Annotated in this window: 17 protein-coding genes; 4 read left to right on the top strand and 13 right to left on the bottom strand. The window is 53.6% G+C overall.

Features of this window, described 5'->3' with window-relative positions:
- Positions 1 to 3: 3 nt before the first annotated feature.
- Positions 4 to 438, bottom strand: a complete 435-nt coding sequence (locus PS2015_RS05815) for an acyl-CoA thioesterase (RefSeq protein WP_169792273.1) — start codon at positions 436 to 438, stop codon at positions 4 to 6.
- Positions 439 to 605: 167 nt separating this feature from the next.
- Between PS2015_RS05815 and PS2015_RS05810 the strand changes: the two genes are divergently transcribed.
- The gene (locus PS2015_RS05810) at positions 606 to 2,096 is read left to right on the top strand and encodes a leucyl aminopeptidase (RefSeq protein WP_058021336.1); all 1,491 of its coding nucleotides are present in this window, start codon (positions 606 to 608) and stop codon (positions 2,094 to 2,096) included.
- Positions 2,097 to 2,156: 60 nt separating this feature from the next.
- Positions 2,157 to 3,128 (top strand): DMT family transporter, encoded by a 972-nt coding sequence (locus PS2015_RS05805; protein ID WP_082627987.1) that lies wholly within the window; start codon positions 2,157 to 2,159, stop codon positions 3,126 to 3,128.
- On the opposite strand, the gene PS2015_RS05800 is transcribed toward PS2015_RS05805, so the two are convergent.
- The gene (locus PS2015_RS05800) at positions 3,013 to 3,831 is read right to left on the bottom strand and encodes a DUF547 domain-containing protein (protein ID WP_237113391.1); all 819 of its coding nucleotides are present in this window, start codon (positions 3,829 to 3,831) and stop codon (positions 3,013 to 3,015) included. The two genes, PS2015_RS05805 and PS2015_RS05800, sit on opposite strands and share 116 nt — an antisense overlap.
- A 417-nt stretch (positions 3,832 to 4,248) precedes the next feature.
- Between PS2015_RS05800 and PS2015_RS05795 the strand changes: the two genes are divergently transcribed.
- The gene (locus PS2015_RS05795; protein WP_058021335.1) at positions 4,249 to 7,059 is read left to right on the top strand and encodes a valine--tRNA ligase; all 2,811 of its coding nucleotides are present in this window, start codon (positions 4,249 to 4,251) and stop codon (positions 7,057 to 7,059) included.
- Positions 7,060 to 7,086: 27 nt separating this feature from the next.
- Here the strand turns inward: PS2015_RS05795 and PS2015_RS05790 are convergent, their stop codons facing one another.
- The 6 genes from PS2015_RS05790 to PS2015_RS05765 form a co-directional block, all read right to left on the bottom strand.
- On the bottom strand, positions 7,087 to 7,836 hold the full coding sequence (locus PS2015_RS05790; RefSeq protein ID WP_058021334.1) for a TMEM175 family protein: 750 nt from the start codon (positions 7,834 to 7,836) through the stop codon (positions 7,087 to 7,089).
- A gap of 14 nt (positions 7,837 to 7,850) precedes the next feature.
- Entirely contained in the window at positions 7,851 to 9,347 is a 1,497-nt protein-coding gene (locus tag PS2015_RS05785; RefSeq protein WP_058021333.1) for a DUF4153 domain-containing protein, read from the bottom strand.
- Positions 9,344 to 9,748, bottom strand: a complete 405-nt coding sequence (locus PS2015_RS05780; protein WP_082627986.1) for a winged helix-turn-helix domain-containing protein — start codon at positions 9,746 to 9,748, stop codon at positions 9,344 to 9,346. The genes PS2015_RS05785 and PS2015_RS05780 overlap by 4 nt, the downstream gene beginning before the upstream one ends.
- Entirely contained in the window at positions 9,738 to 10,340 is a 603-nt protein-coding gene (locus PS2015_RS05775; RefSeq protein ID WP_058021332.1) for a hypothetical protein, read from the bottom strand. The genes PS2015_RS05780 and PS2015_RS05775 overlap by 11 nt, the downstream gene beginning before the upstream one ends.
- A 107-nt stretch (positions 10,341 to 10,447) precedes the next feature.
- Positions 10,448 to 11,614, bottom strand: a complete 1,167-nt coding sequence (gene ampC, locus PS2015_RS05770; RefSeq protein WP_058021331.1) for a class C beta-lactamase — start codon at positions 11,612 to 11,614, stop codon at positions 10,448 to 10,450.
- A 15-nt stretch (positions 11,615 to 11,629) separates the two neighbouring features.
- On the bottom strand, positions 11,630 to 12,340 hold the full coding sequence (locus PS2015_RS05765; protein WP_058021330.1) for a glutamine amidotransferase-related protein: 711 nt from the start codon (positions 12,338 to 12,340) through the stop codon (positions 11,630 to 11,632).
- Positions 12,341 to 12,996: 656 nt separating this feature from the next.
- On the opposite strand from PS2015_RS05765, the gene PS2015_RS05755 reads away from it, so the two are divergent.
- Entirely contained in the window at positions 12,997 to 13,596 is a 600-nt protein-coding gene (locus PS2015_RS05755; RefSeq protein WP_058021328.1) for a redoxin domain-containing protein, read from the top strand.
- A gap of 51 nt (positions 13,597 to 13,647) precedes the next feature.
- On the opposite strand, the gene arsH is transcribed toward PS2015_RS05755, so the two are convergent.
- From arsH to PS2015_RS05730, 5 genes are all read right to left on the bottom strand, one after another.
- The gene (gene arsH, locus PS2015_RS05750) at positions 13,648 to 14,391 is read right to left on the bottom strand and encodes an arsenical resistance protein ArsH (protein WP_058021327.1); all 744 of its coding nucleotides are present in this window, start codon (positions 14,389 to 14,391) and stop codon (positions 13,648 to 13,650) included.
- A 45-nt stretch (positions 14,392 to 14,436) separates the two neighbouring features.
- On the bottom strand, positions 14,437 to 15,612 hold the full coding sequence (locus PS2015_RS05745) for an MFS transporter (protein WP_335338261.1): 1,176 nt from the start codon (positions 15,610 to 15,612) through the stop codon (positions 14,437 to 14,439).
- 61 nt (positions 15,613 to 15,673) lie between these two features.
- Entirely contained in the window at positions 15,674 to 16,009 is a 336-nt protein-coding gene (locus PS2015_RS05740) for a PadR family transcriptional regulator (protein ID WP_058023164.1), read from the bottom strand.
- Positions 16,010 to 16,128: 119 nt separating this feature from the next.
- On the bottom strand, positions 16,129 to 16,785 hold the full coding sequence (locus PS2015_RS05735; RefSeq protein WP_058021326.1) for an SCO family protein: 657 nt from the start codon (positions 16,783 to 16,785) through the stop codon (positions 16,129 to 16,131).
- Positions 16,785 to 17,213, bottom strand: a complete 429-nt coding sequence (locus PS2015_RS05730; RefSeq protein ID WP_058021325.1) for a copper chaperone PCu(A)C — start codon at positions 17,211 to 17,213, stop codon at positions 16,785 to 16,787. Before PS2015_RS05730 ends, PS2015_RS05735 begins: the two co-directional genes overlap by 1 nt.
- Positions 17,214 to 17,263: the final 50 nt, after the last annotated feature.

Below are 17,263 nucleotides of genomic sequence, written 5' to 3'. Positions count from 1 at the left end.
GCCCTAAAGTTCGGTTTCGCCTACCAGACTTTTAAACGCCGGGGGAACCGGCGCAATTTTATGTTTGTCAAAATCGAAAAACACCACGCCCTGTTTAGCATTACACACAACCCGCTCCAGTGCTGAATTGGTAATCTGAAAGCAGATATCACAGCCATATTTATTAAACCGACTGACACCTACCTCAATGACCAATACATCCTTGGCAAAAGACTCAGAGCGATAGTCGATCGCCATATCTGTCACCACCATACCCAGGCCAAAAATATTGGCCTCCGTCAGACCCAGACTGGCCAGAAACTGCAGCCTGGCTTCGTGCAAAATATGCACCATGGCAACACTATTCAGGTGACGGGCATAATCCAGATCACTGAAGCGCACCGGGTACTCCATGCTGAACAAAAACTCTTCCGGCATGCTGATTTTGACTCGGGCCATAACAACTCCGTGATTCAGGGTGATAAACAGGGCGCCAATTTTAATCGTCTCAGGCGGCAAAGTACACTGAAGGCGTTCAGTATTGCCTTGTTGTCGTCTTTTAACTAGCATGACAGCCAATCTGTGCCATTTAAAATCAATACCTTATTCATCAGGACATCAATGTTATGAAATTTCAGTTACTGACTGACAAAACCCTGAACAAGAAAGTCGACTGCCTGGTTCTGGGGGTCTGTGAAAAAACCGGTCTGGCCGCCGATGGCATGACGCTTGACGCGTCGCTAGGCAAGCTGGTCAGCGGTTTGATCAAATCCGGCGATATCAAAGGCAAAACTGCCGAAACTCTGATGGTTCCAACTCCCGGCAACAGCCAGACTGAACGACTGCTGCTGGTCGGTCTGGGTGAAAAGGCCAAATTGAATGCTAAAGCCTGGCGCAAAGCGGTTCGCGCAGCTGCCACCAGCATTAACAAAAGTGGTGCAAAAACAGCAACCAGCACTCTGGCACAGCTGGCCATCCAGGGTCGTGATGCCGCCTGGGCGGTGACGCAGCTCACCATGGAAACGGCCAACGCTCAATACCGTTATGATCAGACCAAGAGCAAGAAATCTGATGCATGGACATTAAAAACCGTCAATATCGCACCCGCCGCTGATGCCAGCCGCAAAACCCTGAGCGATGCCATGCAGGCCGGCGAAGCCATCAGCAAAGGCATGAGCGTCACACGAGAGCTGGGCAACCTGCCAGGCAATATCTGTACGCCGTCCTATCTGGCGCAGACGGCCACAGAAATGGGCATCAAATACAAATCGCTGAAGGTCAAGGTTCTGACTGAAAAACAGATGGAAAAACTGGGTATGGGCTCCCTGCTCTCCGTTGGTAACGGCTCTAAAGAAGAGTCCCGACTGATTGTGATTGAGCACAAGGGCACCAGCAAAGCCGGCAGTAAACCCTACTGCCTGGTAGGTAAAGGAATCACCTTCGATACCGGCGGTATCAGCCTGAAACCCGGCGCAGGCATGGACGAGATGAAGTTCGATATGTGCGGTGCGGCATCGGTTATTGGCACTATGACAACGGTTGCAGAATTGAACCTGCCGATCAACGTGGTTGCTGTGATAGCTGCTGCCGAGAACATGCCCAGCGGCAAGGCCACCAAACCCGGTGACATCGTCACCAGCATGTCTGGCAAAACCATAGAAGTTCTTAATACCGACGCCGAGGGCCGCCTGGTTCTGTGTGACGCACTGACCTATGCGGAGCGCTTTAACCCCAAAACAGTGATTGATGTGGCAACTTTGACCGGCGCGGCGGTGGCGACCTTTGGTGAAGTAAACACCGCCATGCTCAGCAACAACGAAGCACTGGCCAAGGAGTTGTTTGAGCTTGGCCAGCAGACACTGGATACCGTCTGGCAGCTACCGCTGGACGAAGAATATTTCCCGTTACTGGACTCAAACTTCGCGGATCTGGCGAACATCGGCGGCCCCAAAGCCGGCACGATCACCGCAGCCTGCTTTCTGTCCCGATTTGCCGAGAAATTCCAGTGGGCGCATCTCGACATCGCCGGCACTGCCTGGCTGAGTGGCGCCCAGAAAGGTGCTACGGGTCGTCCTGTGCCTCTGCTGGTTGAGTATCTGCGTCGCCAGAAAGCCTGAACCTGGCCCTCCTCGTAATGCCCGCCGGTGCAGTGGTCACAGGCGGGCACGGAATCTCCCATGAAAGGTCATACGCTGCGAAGCGCAATCGTGCTGCTAATCATAGGCAATGCACTGGCGGTGCTATCAGATGTTGTTGTCAAGTTGATGGGCAGCGGCGCGCCTGTTTTTCAGTTCATTCTGGTACGAACGTTGATCACCATTGCGCTGTTATTGCCCTTTTATCGCCAGTTTGATCTGCACACTCCCTTTGCTGGTCTGCGCGTCCACTTGTTAAGATCAGCGATGGCCCTGTTGGGTGTGTTTTGTATGGTCGTCGCCCTGACTACCCTGCCACTGGCCACTGCCAATGCGGTGTTTTATATTGCACCCTTGATGGTCATGTTACTGGCCGTGTTGATGTTCAGCGAAAAGTTAACACCCTGGAGTGTGCTCGCAGTAGTGAGTGGGTTGGCGGGTACGCTGGTTATACTGAGACCGCTGGAGTTCAACTGGGGTGCAATCGCGGCACTGGGCGGTGCGCTGGCGCTGGCCATCAACGCCGTATTGGTTCGCTTGTTGCCGCCTCAGCACAGCACGGTACACAAGCTGTTTATCAGCCATGTACTCATGGTGCCTGCTGCCATACTGTTATTTGCGGGCGAATGGTTTATCAGCGCTCCGGGTTGGCGACCCGACATCCTGGGATTTGCTCTCAGTTCTGGCGCTTTAATTCTGGTTTATAGTCTGACCGTGTTGCTCGCGTATCGCACTGTCGACGCCAACCAGGTAACCAGTGCCGAATATACCGGCCTGATCTGGGCCATACTCATCGGTTGGATCTGGTTTGCCGAAACTCCGGATATATGGTTTGTTATCGGCAGCCTGATGATTGTGGTACCCCTGATTCTGTTGGGCATTTTCCAGAACCGACCGACTACCGCAGATCGTTCAGACTCCAGTCATAGCGCAGATACCGAATCCGAAGCTGTCCTGCCTCAAGCAGTCGCACATCATCAGCCGTCAGATCCAACGCTGACGCATAAGCACTGACAAACTGCTGAACAGACTCAAACCCCATCCAGCCTTGCTCGAAGTCCTCCGGATACCATCGGAAAATTGAAGACAGATAAAGTGTGCGCCCATCGAGATGATTACGACTGCGATCCATCAGAAAAAGACGCGTCTGCTCCTCCAGCTGGGTGTCAAGTCGTGCCCCCTCATACGCCTCATCACGCAATGCCGGACAGCCAATACTCGCGCAATTGACGGCAAAATGAATCAGCGGGTTATTGTAGCGGCCCCAGCCACGAATCATGTCATGTTCGATATTGTCCAGCGTGTAACGTTCACCAAACAGTTCCACAATGTCCTGACTCCACGGTGAAGCAAACCAGCCACCAATATCGCGAATGGAGTCAAGGTCGGGGTATTCAGTGAGGATCAGCTCTACAGTCCAGGCATTGTAAACATTAATCAGAAATGCCAGCTGCTCATCCTGCGACCATTGCTCAAAGTCATCCCTGGACACTGCGGCCAGTGCCTCCAGATATGCCCGCAGCGCCTGCCTGTCTTCATTCATCCCGACATAATCCAGCTGCGTCGCCTGCCCCCCATCGATCACCCGCACATGCGCCTGCAGCAGCTCTGTCCAAGGCCGATGTTCAAACGCCGCCTGCGCCTGCGCCTGCGCCATGCCGACCCAGCCCAGCACCAGCCCAATCAACCACTGTCGGTAGCATCTTGCTGTCATCATGCGCCACTGAACCTCAATTCATCACGATGTTACACCCATAGTACGCGCTCGCCACCCGGTCAGATGATTGTCACTACTGGTGGCTTGTGCGAGGTAGTTTCGATCGGCTCCGGCCCAGAGGGGTCGGGTGCGTTTGCTTAGCTTCGATCAACCCCGGCCGCGGGGTGATGGGGGTAGTTGCGTGGAGCGTCGCCAGCCATGGATGGCTGGCGCCGAGCCCCCCATGGATGGGTTCACGGGCGTCTCCTAAGCAACTACCCCCACCCGCCCAAGGCCGGACCCGATCGAAACTAACCTCCGTCGTAAAGGCCGGAGCCAATCGAAGCAATTACCGCCGCGCGCTCCAAATGAAGAGCCGCATCGGGTATAATCCGGCGCTTACGAATGCACACCCATCGCAGAGACAAGCAAGCACCCATGGACAAGACCTACCAGCCCCAAGACATCGAGCAACAGTGGTACCAGACCTGGGAAGAGCGCAACTACTTTGCCCCCAGCGGCAAAGGCGAGTCCTACAGTATCGTAATTCCACCGCCCAACGTCACCGGCCGTCTGCACATGGGCCACGGCTTCCAGGACACCATCATGGATGCCTTGATTCGCTATCACCGCATGATGGGTCACAACACGCTCTGGCAGGTCGGCACTGATCACGCCGGTATTGCCACACAGATGGTGGTTGAACGCCGCCTGGAGCGCGAGGGCATCAAGCGCACCGATCTGGGCCGCGAAAAGTTTCTGGATGAGGTGTGGAAGTGGAAGGAAGAATCCGGTGGCATGATCACTCAGCAGATTCGTCGCCTGGGTGCCTCCATCGATTGGACGCGCGAGCGCTTCACCATGGATCCCGGTCTGTCGGCGGCGGTTGAGGAAGTCTTTGTCCGCCTCTACGACGAAGGCCTGATTTACCGTGGCAACCGTCTGGTTAACTGGGACCCTAAACTTCACACGGCGGTGTCCGACCTGGAAGTATTAAACGAAGAGGAAGATGGCTTCTTCTGGTACTTCAAATACCCGCTGGCCGACGGTGCAACAACCGACAGTGGCGACAACTTTATTACCATCGCCACCACTCGTCCGGAAACCCTGCTGGGTGATACCGCCGTTGCCGTCAACCCCGACGACCCGCGTTTCAAATCGCTGATCGGCAAATGGGTAGACCTGCCCCTGTGCAATCGGCGCATTCAGATCATTGCAGATGATTACGTTGACCCGGAATTTGGTACCGGCTGCGTAAAGATTACCCCAGCCCACGATTTTAATGACTACGAAGTGGGCAAGCGTCACAACCTGGAGATGATCAACATCTTCACCATTGATGCTGCTATCAATGATAACGCTCCGCAAGCCTATCAAGGCCTGGATCGTTTTGAAGCGCGTAAAAAGCTGGTCACTGACATGGAAGCGGCCGGCCTGCTGTTGAAAGTTGAACCGCATAAGTTAAAAGTGCCTCGTGGCGACCGCACGGGTGTTGTGATCGAGCCCTATCTGACCAATCAGTGGTATGTGGCCGTCAAATCACTGGCAGAGCCGGCTATCAAGGCTGTTGAAGATGGCGATATCGAGTTTGTGCCGAAACAGTGGGAGAACACCTATTTTGCCTGGATGCGCGATATTCAGGACTGGTGTATATCCCGCCAGCTTTGGTGGGGTCATCGAATTCCCGCCTGGTATGACATCGAAGGTAATATCTATGTCGGTTGCAGCGAAGCGCAGGTGCGTGAGAAATACAATCTGCCAGCCGACCTGGAGCTGAAGCAGGACGAAGACGTACTCGATACCTGGTTCTCCTCTGCCCTGTGGACCTTCTCAACACTGGGTTGGCCGGACGATCCGGAAACCCTGAAAACCTTCCACCCCACAGATGTGCTGGTGACAGGTTTTGACATCATTTTCTTCTGGGTCGCGCGTATGATCATGATGACTCTGAAGTTCACCGGCCAGATTCCGTTTAAGAAGGTCTATATTACCGGTCTGATCCGCGATGAGCAGGGTCAAAAGATGTCCAAGTCAAAAGGTAATGTACTTGACCCCATCGATTTGATTGATGGCATCGACCTGGAAGCGCTGGTGGCCAAGCGCACCGAAGGTCTGATGCAGCCGCAACTCGAGAAAAAGATCGAGAAAAACACCCGCGCCCAGTTCCCTGATGGCATTACCGGCTACGGCACCGATGCGCTGCGTTACACCTATTACTCTCTGGCTTCCACCGGACGTGACATCAAATTCGATCTGGGGCGAATGGAGGGTTTCCGTAACTTCTGTAACAAGATCTGGAATGCCTCACGTTATGTGATCATGAACACTGAGGAAAAAGGTATTCAGTTCAGCGCCACCGATGTGACAGCGCTGAAATACAATGCCCACTTGAGCCTGGCCGATCGCTGGATTCTGTCGCGCCTGCAACAGACCGTTGCCCAGGTGCACGAACACATGGCCAATTACCGCTTTGATCTGATGTCGCAGGCCATTTACGACTTTTTCTGGAACGAGTATTGCGACTGGTACGTCGAGCTGTCCAAACCCGTGTTGTGGGATGCTGATAATCAACCGGAAAAAGCCCAGGCTGCGCGCCTGACACTACTCAGCGTGCTGGAGAGCAGTCTGCGTATGTTGCACCCGCTGATGCCATTCATAACTGAAGAAATCTGGCAGAAAATAGCTACACTGATTGGCATCAACACGGCCGGCACCAGCATCATGCTGCAGGCCTACCCGCAGGTCGACAAGGACCTGATCAACACCCAGTCCGAGTCAGACATTGACTGGGTAAAAGGCGTGATTGTTGGTGTACGCAATATCCGTGGCGAGATGAATATTCCACCGGGCAAGCTCTTTCCTGCTCTGTTAAATAAAACTAACAGCGAAGACCAGCGTCGTCTTTCAGACAACCTGGCCAATCTGTTGAAGCTCGCCAAGCTCTCTGAACTGCGCATCCTGACAGACGACGAAGCAGCGCCGGTCAGCGCTACGCAACTGTATCAGGATATGGAAATTCTGGTGCCACTGGCCGATCTGATCGACAAAAATGCCGAACTTGCACGACTGGACAAAGAAATCGGCAAACTGGAGAAAAATCTACAGGGCATTAATGGCAAACTGAACAACGAAAAATTTGTGCAGAATGCCCCGACAGAGCTGGTTGAGCAGGAGAAGGAGCGCCAACGCAGCGCGCAGGCCGCACTGGCCGCCTTGACGGAAAAAGTGCAAAGCATCAAAGCCTTGTAACAAGGGATGAATCATATTGGCGCAGACTCAGTCAGATGATGTCTGCGCCAGTTTTTGCAGTCTTAGCTTCAACAGCACATCGTGAGCCGGCAGAGTAATAAACAAGGTAACGTAGACCCAACCAGCCAGAACAATCCACTCCCCTTGTGCCGTCAGCGCCAGTACCAGCCCCATCAACCCGGTCGCTGAGGGAATCAGCCAGGCCTCGATTTCAGCACGCGTGGCAACTCGTTCTTCAGCATTCAGCGCCAGCCAGTCCCGACGCCGATAAGCATGTACATACAAGGCAGCAATCAGCGCACACATGACACAGAAGCCAGCGCCATAAATGGCGAAAATGGCCCGCATATGCGCCCACTCCAGCGGAAACGGAAATGGCAGCAGACCATCCGAAAAGTAGCCAACAGCCGCAGCAAACATGACACGAAGCGGATAAACAATAACCAGAATACCGCAGACAATAATCAGTGACAGGGTCAACGCCATGCCATCTTCCAGGCCATACCGCCGACTCCAGGCCCTGTGGCCCAGCCAGAACATGATGACCTGAAAAAAACTTGCCACAAATGCCGGCGTGTTCAGCAGGGCTTCGATAAACTCATCATAACTCTGTGGCACATCATCCACGGAAATGACCAGCATGGTTACAGCAAACGCAAAGGCTGCATCCACAAAGGTTTCCAGGCGCGACATTGACTCACCGCGCAGGCGGAAATGGCCGTGGCGATTAAGTTTCGCCAGGCGGTCTTCTGTCCATGAGTCATTTACATTAGCCATCGGCCATTGCCTTTTTATTCATCAATAAGCAACTGTACTGCACGTGCCCGGCTGCGATTCCAGTCGCGCCAATCAGTATTGTCTGTTTGAAAAGCCAGCTGTTCATGCACGCTAATCGACTGTTCCTGAGTCAGTTTGACACCTTCGGCGCTCGACAACAATGGCACAATCGCATCTGCGCCCAGACTGATCAGATAATCAACATCCAGGGGCTGAGCACGACTTTGAGCATGTTCAATATTGACCTGTGCAACCCGCTGAGCCGGGTTCATCAGGGCCAATAACACACTGATTGTTATTCCTGAAAGCAGAAGCCCGACAATAAAACCTTTTTGACGCCCGCGCAGGACCGTTCCGCCAAACCACAACAAGGCAAACGCCAGCCAGAGCGCTAACGCCAGTGCCATCAGCCGGTCCATGGTCAGACCAAATTGATCAATATAAAGATGCAAGCGATGCAAGGCTGACACCAGCATAACCAGCACGCAGGCAATCATGATACCACCCAGTACGCGCAGCAGCCCGCGGTGACCTTGCATGGCAGAAACACTCATCAAAACGGCCAGCGTCAGACCCGCCACCACCACCAATTCAAAAAATCCACGCCGCGCGTATTCAGCCAGTGTCAGCCCACCGCGAGATTGGATCAGATCCTGACCACCAAACAGCCAGGACAATTGCAGCACAACAAAAATGACAAACAGGGTCGCAAGCGATCCCAGCAGCACAGCCGTTTCTTCGCGACCCAGCGACGGCAGCCGAACCTGCAGTTCAGCACGCGGCAAATCAACGCACTCTGATTTACGAACCGAACAGCTTAAAACACCCGTTGCGACCATCGTCAGTGCAAAACTGATCAATGGCGTCTGCGGCGCCAATGCATTCATGATATCACCCAGATTATCGAGCCAGGCACTGAACACCGCATCGGCAGAGGCGAACAAACCGACAAAGATCAACAATAAAGGCATGGCCAACAGCAAACCGCGAATAATTGCCTGCATCTGACCAAGGCCGTGCCAGCGTGTCTGAATCAATGTTTCAACGGCACCCACAACGCCACCTAACATACGCAACGGCATTCGCAGAGCAAGCCCGAATACCCTTATCAAGGTCGCGTGCGTAAGGCTATAACCCAGGCTTTGATAAAACATCATGCCCAGCGCCAGCAACATCACAAAGACCATCAACAAACGCACCTCCAGTGCATCCCGGATAACGGTCATACCAACAGACACCAACATCACAGCAAACCAGGCCCACTGCCTTCGCCGCCATTCCCTGTGCTCATTCAGATTGAGGAACACGCTACAAGCCACAAAAATCATCATGCTTAAAAACCAACCCAGACTGCCGCCCGCCCGGTCCCAGACCAGTACGTGTAAGGCCAGTCCGCTGACGAGACCAGCCACCAGCAATTGAGCGGCTGCACGGGCCTGCTGTCGATCCGGTGCGGACTGACTGAGGCTGCTAACCGCGGCGTTTTCAGACGAGTGTTCAAGCGATGTCATGGGTTAGACTCCTGTTTCATCGCGCCAATCAGCGCTTCCATATGATCCACATAACGCTGCAGCGCTTTACGCCCCTGGTTAGTCAAGGCGAACTCAGTTTTAGGTTTGCGTCCTTCAAACTGTTTGTCACAACTCAGATAACCGGCCTCTTCCAGTTTGCGCGCCTGCACACTCAGATTGCCATCAGTCATGTTCAGCAGGGTTTTTAACTCACTGAAACTCATGCGACCATGCACCGCAAGTGCGCTGATCAAAGCCAGGCGTGTACGTTCATGGATCAGGTTATCCAGGTCACGGGCTGGTGACAGTTTGCCGGGTGCAGTCGCACCGCCTGATGCCGGAGTCTTTTGCTCAAAATCTGGAGTTTGCTCATCACTCCGTCTGTGTTTATTAACCGCCATAATGCCTCCAGATCATTGCACCAAAAACCAGATGTAAGCCCCCAAATCCCAGCGCCATCCAGACATCTCCGAACTGCGGCAGCAGCAAGGCACACACGCCCAGCCCCATAAACAACAATCCCATCAAGGGCAGCACCCGCACCGACCAGGCTCCGGCTGTGATCACGGCCGCTCCATACAATGTCAGCCACATACCAGGCAGCCAGTCGAACAATCCAAGTTGATAAAAGAGCAATGAGAAAATCCCGCCGGCGACCATGGTGGGCAAAAAGGCGGCGAGCAGCTTGCGGGTAGTAACCTGGCGTAGCGACTTGCCCTGTCGCCGGGTTTTCAGAAATGTCAGCGAACTGGCCAGGATCGTCGCCAGCACCAACGCTGACATCCATATCCAGAACCACGTCGTGCTATCGGTCTGGGTGGATGCCAGCCAGGCAGCGGCAATGGCCGTTGCACCGGTCAGCAGATATCCCAGACCGGAAATACCGGTGAAGACACCGGCATTTTCCATGGCAGCGCGGATAAATCGCAGGTTTTCTTCGGCGCGTTTATTCAGGTGGATCGGTTCATCAGCCCGATATTCAGGGTTAGACACAGACAGGCTCCCTCAGTCATTTCGTGAGAACTTTATTTCATAAAGTACTTTTATGCAAGCATGCCTTGAAAATTTTCAGCCGGTTTACCTGGTCATCTGACGGCCTGTCACAGATCCAGCAGCGGACTCAGAATGTCCCAGGCCGCCTGAATACGGGCGGTATTGGGATAGTTGCGGTTGGCCAGCATGACAATGCCACTTTGCTGGGCTGGTAACACAACGACATAGGCCCCAAAACCGTTTGTTGAACCGGTTTTGTGAATCCAGACGGGCGTCGCAGTGCTGTTATCCGGGTCCAGCGCCTCAACCGTATTGGGTTCCAGCACAATGGATGCCGCGCTGCCACTGCGAAGCAATTCAGCGCTCACCGGCAAGTGAAACTGCTCCCAGCCAAGACTCTGGATGAACTCGCCCAGCCGGAAGTATTGCTTTTGTGTGTCAGTGATAGCCTGCGACCAGAGGGCATCCAGTGAGTCCGGGGAAATATTGGCACGCACAAAGCGGATCATGTCACTGCTGCTGGACTTCACGCCGTAGGCTTCTGCATCCAGCACACCGGGCGTGACACGAATCGGCTGATCCTCCGCGTTATAACCCCAGGCGTAATGTTCAGACTCAGTTTCGGGCACCTGAATATAACTTTCTGTCATGCCCATGGCCGGAAACACTTGCCCCTCCACAACCTCTGTATACGATTGACCCAGGGCGAGACCCGCCAAGTGTCCCATCAGGCCGATACTGGGGTTTGAATACAGGCGCGATTCGCCCGGGCCAAAGTCCGGCTGCCATTGACGATAATACTCAACCATACTAGCGTGGTCTGTCACATACGCGGGAAACTGCAGTGGAAATCCGCCAGCAGTATACGTGCCCAGGTGCAGCAGACTGGCCGAATCAACCGGTGTATTTTGCAATTCAGGCATAAATCGGCTTGGGTAATCACGCAGTGACAGAGCACCGACCGCCTGTGCATAGGTGGTCAGCGTGGCATTAAACAACTTGCTGACCGAACCCAACTCGAAAATTGTGTGCTGCGTCACCGCGTCCCCACTCTGCAGCGATGACACACCGTAGTTAAAATAATGCACCTGCCCCTCATGAATGAGGGCGACCGCCATACCCGGGATGGCATACTCTTCAATCACCGGCGTGATGGCAGAGTCCACTAGTGACTGCAGATTGATGCTTTGATCCTCAGGTGCGTCCAACTGTGGGGTACACGCCATGACACCCGTCAAGACGACGGCGACACTTAAACGTAAAACAGTTTGCATTGGCAACTTTCCTTGCTATGGGAGGTTTTCTATAAATCGCCGCATCCACCGGGCCACTGCAGCCCCGTCATGCGTCTGTTGTAATGACTGTTCAGCCTTCTCTACAGCATCTCCGGGAAGGCGATCTTTACGATAGGACAGCAGAGCTTGTGCATAGTTCGTGGTAAATTCCGGGTGACCCTGAATGGCCAGCACCTGACCCGGAATGACGAATGCTGCATTGATACAGAAGTCATTGCCCCAAAGCCGAGTGGCACCCGGTGGCAAGTCAGATACCTGATCCTGATGGCTCACAATCAAATCCACTGTGTCAGTGGCGTCCATAAACTCAGCTTTGTCGGCCACTTGATAACGCATCACGCCCAACCCCCAGCCCTTATCGGAGCGCCCGGCCTTGCCCCCCAGTGCATGCGCCAATAACTGGTGGCCAAAACAGATACCGATCATCGGCTTTTTTTGGTCATACAGTTCACACACATAATCACGCAGCCGCACAATCCAGTCATCGTCGGCAAAACTGTCGAATTTGCTGCCCGTAATCAGCACGGCATCAAATTCCCCCATCGAGGCCGGATATTCGCCATTTATCACCGAGTAAACCTGCATTTGCCATTCGTCCTGCCAGTCCGCCAGCAGATCCAGAAACATCTGTCCGTAACTGCCATAGGTCGCACGCAGCGGATCATACAGGATGTCTGCATCCAGGATGGCGAGGCGTTTGATCATGATGACTCCGATGAATTTGTGACCTGCTGTGAATTGTAAGCAAATTCACTATCGATGTGCTATTTAAAGAATGTGGCTCAGACCGGAGTCACTCTAAACATATTGCTTCAAGGAGGATGAAAATGAGGGAACTGAGTCAGTCAGAAGTTGAAGCCGTAAGCGGCGGGATTATTTGGAACATAGTCAAAAACACAGTCATTGGAGGCGTTATCTGGGATTCCGCCAAGGCTGTGGCAAACTGGGCTGGAGACACCTTTCTAGCCAGCGACGGCAGAAGTGGTTCTCGATACCCCATAGAAGACTGTGAGCGCTGTAGTTAAATCACTCAATTGGTTGAGCCCTTTGCAAAGGGCTCAACCAATATAATTTTCGGAAACGTCATGAAACCCTGGTTCGCCTACGTTTTGGCACTGTGGATAAGCGTCCTTTATTTGTTTTTTCGTATTTTTTTCATTCAATTACTTCCTCCATCGATACAGAGTATGACCGGGCTGCTGACTGCAATATGGATAGTAGTTGTCGCCGCAATAATTACCTTCGCGCGACGGCAAACCAAAGGTTAAGCGCCACAGTCAAACCCTGTGACAATCTGCCACAGGACATCAGCGCTGTGGAATGCCATAATCGTGATCAGGATATTCTAACAGGAGACCGACATGAAACTGATTCTCAACATCACTGTCGCAGTGCTGTTAAGCTCACTGGCCATGTTTGCCAGTGCGGCTGATGGATGGCTGAAAACCATGAAGTCTTTTGAGCTGACCGACCACATGGGGCAGACTCATACCCTGAATGAGTACGAAGACAAAGACTATATCGTCGTCTACATTCATGGCTCCGGCTGCCCTATTGCCAGGCTGTCAGTTCCGACTTTCCTGTCTATCCGGGATGACTACGAGTCAAAAAACATCGAATTCCTGATGTTGAATTCCTTCATCCAGGACGATATTCCGCGCATTCAGAATGAAGCCAAGGAATTCAATATCGACTTTCCCATTCTGAAAGACGCCGATCAGTCGGTAGCGAGATCACTGGGCGTAGAGCGCACGGCTGAGGTGTTTATCGTCAATCCCCGTAACGGAGAAGTTGTGTTCCGCGGCCCCATTGATGACTCATTAGGTTATGAAACACAGCGCGTGGTCACCGAACACAACTACCTGCGTGACGCACTGGATACCGTGCTGGCTGGCGGTACGGTGGACATGCAGGACATTCCTGACTCCAAAGGCTGCCTGGTTGGCTTCTTCCTGAGCTGATCAGCCCTGTTTGACGCTGCGCCGGCAGCATGGAGCTCCCGGCGCAGTCGTTCAGTTTCTGGCAACAGCATCATAAGTCGGCACGGTTTTCGACTCTTCCATCGACACAACAGGCCTTTCTGAGTATCGATCAACCAGGGTCTGTGCGTGGGGCCGAAGTAACAGCGTAAATCTGACCAGCTCCTCCATGACGTCCACAATTCGCTCGTAGTAAGCTGACGCCCGCATACGTCCCTGCTCATCAAATTCCTGGTAAGCTTTCGCCACACTGGACTGATTCGGGATCGTAAACATGCGCATCCATCGGCCCAGCACGCGCAGTGTATTGACCGTGTTAAAGGATTGCGATCCCCCACTCACCTGCATGACAGCCAGGGTTCTGCCCTGGGTCGGGCGGATGGCTCCCATGCTGAGCGGCAGATTATCGATCTGCGCTTTCATGACACTGGTGATCTGACCGTGGCGTTCGGGGCTGCACCATACCTGAGCCTCTGACCAGACGGATAACGCCCTGAGCTCCAGCACCGACGGATGCTGATCCGCTTGCGGATGATCAGGCAAGGGCAAGTCGGTGGGATCAAAAATCTTGACCTCAGCCCCAAGATAACGAAGGATGCGGGCCGCCTCTTCAACTGCCAGCCTGGAAAAAGACCGTTCGCGAAGCGACCCATACAGCAGCAATACCCGCGGCGGATGCCTGTCACTGACACCGGAGATATCGGGCAGCCCCGCCTTCAGCCGGTGTTTGTCCAGTGCCGGCAAGTGATCAGGATCAGGTAAATTTCTCAGAGCCATTTTTCCTCCTGTGCTCTCTTATGCAATTATTTGACATACAACTATTCATGCAGCGGGCTGAGGTTTGATTCTCCACAACACAATCGATGCCAGCAGGCCAAGCAACAACGTCAACCACAATGCATTCAAACCAAACCGATTGATCATCAAGGCAAACATAAAGGGCGCCGCAGCCTGCAGCAGACGGGCTGGCAAGGATAACCAGCCCTGCCGCACACCGTAGCCATGCGGTCCAAACAGAGCCAGTGGCAAGGTGCCTTTGGCAATGGTCAAAATACCGTTACCGAGACCATGCATAATGGTGAAAAAAACAGCAAAGGGCGCGCCGAAAACCATCATCAACAACGCCCCTGCAGGGTGACTGAGCGATGCCAGGCGTGCTGAAAGCAGTGGATGAAATTGTCTCAACAGCGAGAACTCAAGCAATCTGGCAAGCACCTGTGCCGGACCGATCAGGCCGGCAATGGCAACCGAGGCTGCCAGGCTCAGACCACTGTCCTGCAGCAATCGAGGCAGATGCGCCGCCATTGCCGTACTGGTAAACCAGGTCACCGCAAACACAAACGCCAGCAGTACCATCAGCGTATTGTGGTTTGGTGGCGGTTGCTCAGAATCGGCGAGAACTGTCGTTTCTGAGTGCCTCCAGGAAGGCATCATAAAATGGTTCAGCGGCAAACCAAGCAACAGATGAACGGCAGCCCAGAACAGGCAGACACCCCGCCAACCCAGCTCGACCTCCAAAGCCGCGGAAAGTGGCCAGCAGATTGTGCTGGCAAAACCGGCCATCAGGGTAATTCCTGTAATGGCTGATCGGGCCCGGCTTCCATACAGTACCGTCAGGCTGGCAAATGCAGCCTCGTACAGCCCCGTCGCCATGCCCAGGCCAATAACCATCCAGGCAAACCACAATGTCAGGGAATCGGTCGCCTGACTGAGCAGCACAAGACCAGCCGCAAACAGAATACTGGACAGCGTCAACATCCGGCGGCCACCATGGACATCGATCAATCGACCAATAAGGGGTCCCAGAATGGCGGTCAGAACCAGCGCCGCGGAAAAAGCAGCAAACACCGAGCTTTCTTCAACCCCAAGATCGCGTGCCATGGGCTGTGCCAGTATGGCGGGCAGATAAAACGTCGAACCCCAGCCCAGGGTTTGGGCTATTCCCAAAGCCAACACCAACCGGATCTGGCTTGATGAATGCTGGTCTGAAGCCATCATTAATTGCTACCTTTATGCTCTAGGCATCCTACATCGAGGTATATTGCTGAAAAAAAAAGCCTCAGCAACACTTCCCCTGCTCCGGCTTTTTCACATCCAGCATATCCCGGCTGGCAATAATATAGTCAGTGGCCTCCAGCCAGGCGCCCACAGCCACCTGAAAAGCCGCGCGCCCTTTGTCAGTCAGCGAGTAAACTTTCCGGGAACGGCCCTGCACCACGTCTGACTCAACGCTGAGATAACCACCTGCTTCAAACTCATTAAGCATTGGATATACCGTGCCCTCAGACGGGCTGCAGCAACCACCAGTACTTTTTGCAACCGCCTGTACAATCTCATATCCATGCATGGGCTTACGATGCAGCACAGACAGTACAAAGAATTTAGACAGTGACATTTTGATCGTGCCATGCCAATAGGATGCGCTGCCGTAATCGGGACCCTTACGTTCTGAACGGTGTAATTTCGCTGCTGTCATAGCGCAGAAATATATACCTCGAACATGGAGGTGTCAATTTAATTGTGGCTCACCCACCACGCTTCTATAGCGGCGAAATCACTCGCCAGATTTGCAGCTCTCAACGGCGGCGTGAGAATCGCCCTGACATCACCTGCAGGATCAATAACCACGATGGTGGACGAGTGGCCTACCTCATAATCACCACCGGCCTGTGCATCAGAGGGGAGCTGATAGACCACAGCCGCCGCATCGGCAAACTTGTCAATTTCTGCCATCTCACCGGTCAGGCCACGGAATTCAGGATCAAAGAAGCTCACATACTCGCGCAGGCGCTCTGGTGTATCTCTGAGCGGATCAACAGAGACCAGGTAAAACTGCGGCGTCAATTCCGGATGAGATTCGCCCAGCCGCTGCTTGAGTTTCTCCATCTCTACCAGCGAGGTCGGGCAAATATCGGGGCAATAGGTAAAACCAAAGTAAAGAAATGACCAGTCGCCCGCAAAATCAGTTTCCCGGAAAATGTCGCCATTGATGTCCAGCAGTTCAAACGGCGGCAATTCCCGGGCATCGCGCAGCACCAGGCCGCCTACCTCAGGCACAGCCGTCTCAGCGACCCTGGACACACCGGAATCCGGACCCCGGAAGACAGTATTGGCAACAATACCTGCCCCCAAAGCCACAATCACAAGAACACCAAACAACAAACGATTCATTACAATCCTCTGGCATCAATAACTGGAAAATCAACGTGTCGGCGGCCGGCCTGCTCAAAGATCAATATCAGGCCCACTGACTGCCCGGCAACAAAACCCTGTTGCAGGCCGACAAACATGATGTGCTGCCCGCCGGGGGCAAGCGTTGTCAGCTGACCGGCAGGGACGGGCAAAAATTCCAGTTTTCGCATCCGCATCATGCCATTCTGATTGTCGACTGTGTGTATTTCGATGGGGGTATCCCGGTCCCATTCAATGCTCAGCAGCCTGTCTGGCTCGCCATTATTGTTAATACTCAGGTAGGCGGCAGCGGTCACTGCACCAGGGGGCGTAGCCCGTATCCAGGGCTCACTGAATTGAAGGGAATCTGCCCAAACCACAGGGCTGAGAAAGCACAGCAGCAAAGCAACCAGCAGTCGATCCGACATAACAGCTCTCCGGAACATGAAGCGGTTATGTTAGCAAAATCGCAGCCATA

The organism is Pseudohongiella spirulinae (assembly GCF_001444425.1).
GTDB lineage: Bacteria > Pseudomonadota > Gammaproteobacteria > Pseudomonadales > Pseudohongiellaceae > Pseudohongiella > Pseudohongiella spirulinae.
The sequence above is the reverse complement of the archived record's forward strand: the minus strand, read 5'-3'. Positions and strand labels throughout refer to the sequence as shown.

Excerpts from the sequence above, each read along its gene's own strand:
- PS2015_RS05815 (WP_169792273.1), bottom strand. The coding sequence starts at position 438 with ATGGCCCGAGTCAAAATCAGCATGCCGGAAGAGTTTTTGTTCAGCATG.
- PS2015_RS05810 (WP_058021336.1), top strand. The coding sequence starts at position 606 with ATGAAATTTCAGTTACTGACTGACAAAACCCTGAACAAGAAAGTCGAC.
- PS2015_RS05805 (WP_082627987.1), top strand. The coding sequence starts at position 2,157 with ATGAAAGGTCATACGCTGCGAAGCGCAATCGTGCTGCTAATCATAGGC.
- PS2015_RS05800 (WP_237113391.1), bottom strand. The coding sequence starts at position 3,831 with ATGATGACAGCAAGATGCTACCGACAGTGGTTGATTGGGCTGGTGCTG.
- PS2015_RS05795 (WP_058021335.1), top strand. The coding sequence starts at position 4,249 with ATGGACAAGACCTACCAGCCCCAAGACATCGAGCAACAGTGGTACCAG.
- PS2015_RS05790 (WP_058021334.1), bottom strand. The coding sequence starts at position 7,836 with ATGGCTAATGTAAATGACTCATGGACAGAAGACCGCCTGGCGAAACTT.
- PS2015_RS05785 (WP_058021333.1), bottom strand. The coding sequence starts at position 9,347 with ATGACATCGCTTGAACACTCGTCTGAAAACGCCGCGGTTAGCAGCCTC.
- PS2015_RS05780 (WP_082627986.1), bottom strand. The coding sequence starts at position 9,748 with ATGGCGGTTAATAAACACAGACGGAGTGATGAGCAAACTCCAGATTTT.
- ampC (WP_058021331.1), bottom strand. The coding sequence starts at position 11,614 with ATGCAAACTGTTTTACGTTTAAGTGTCGCCGTCGTCTTGACGGGTGTC.
- PS2015_RS05765 (WP_058021330.1), bottom strand. The coding sequence starts at position 12,340 with ATGATCAAACGCCTCGCCATCCTGGATGCAGACATCCTGTATGATCCG.
- PS2015_RS05755 (WP_058021328.1), top strand. The coding sequence starts at position 12,997 with ATGAAACTGATTCTCAACATCACTGTCGCAGTGCTGTTAAGCTCACTG.
- arsH (WP_058021327.1), bottom strand. The coding sequence starts at position 14,391 with ATGGCTCTGAGAAATTTACCTGATCCTGATCACTTGCCGGCACTGGAC.
- PS2015_RS05745 (WP_335338261.1), bottom strand. The coding sequence starts at position 15,612 with ATGATGGCTTCAGACCAGCATTCATCAAGCCAGATCCGGTTGGTGTTG.
- PS2015_RS05740 (WP_058023164.1), bottom strand. The coding sequence starts at position 16,009 with ATGTCACTGTCTAAATTCTTTGTACTGTCTGTGCTGCATCGTAAGCCC.
- PS2015_RS05735 (WP_058021326.1), bottom strand. The coding sequence starts at position 16,785 with ATGAATCGTTTGTTGTTTGGTGTTCTTGTGATTGTGGCTTTGGGGGCA.
- PS2015_RS05730 (WP_058021325.1), bottom strand. The coding sequence starts at position 17,213 with ATGTCGGATCGACTGCTGGTTGCTTTGCTGCTGTGCTTTCTCAGCCCT.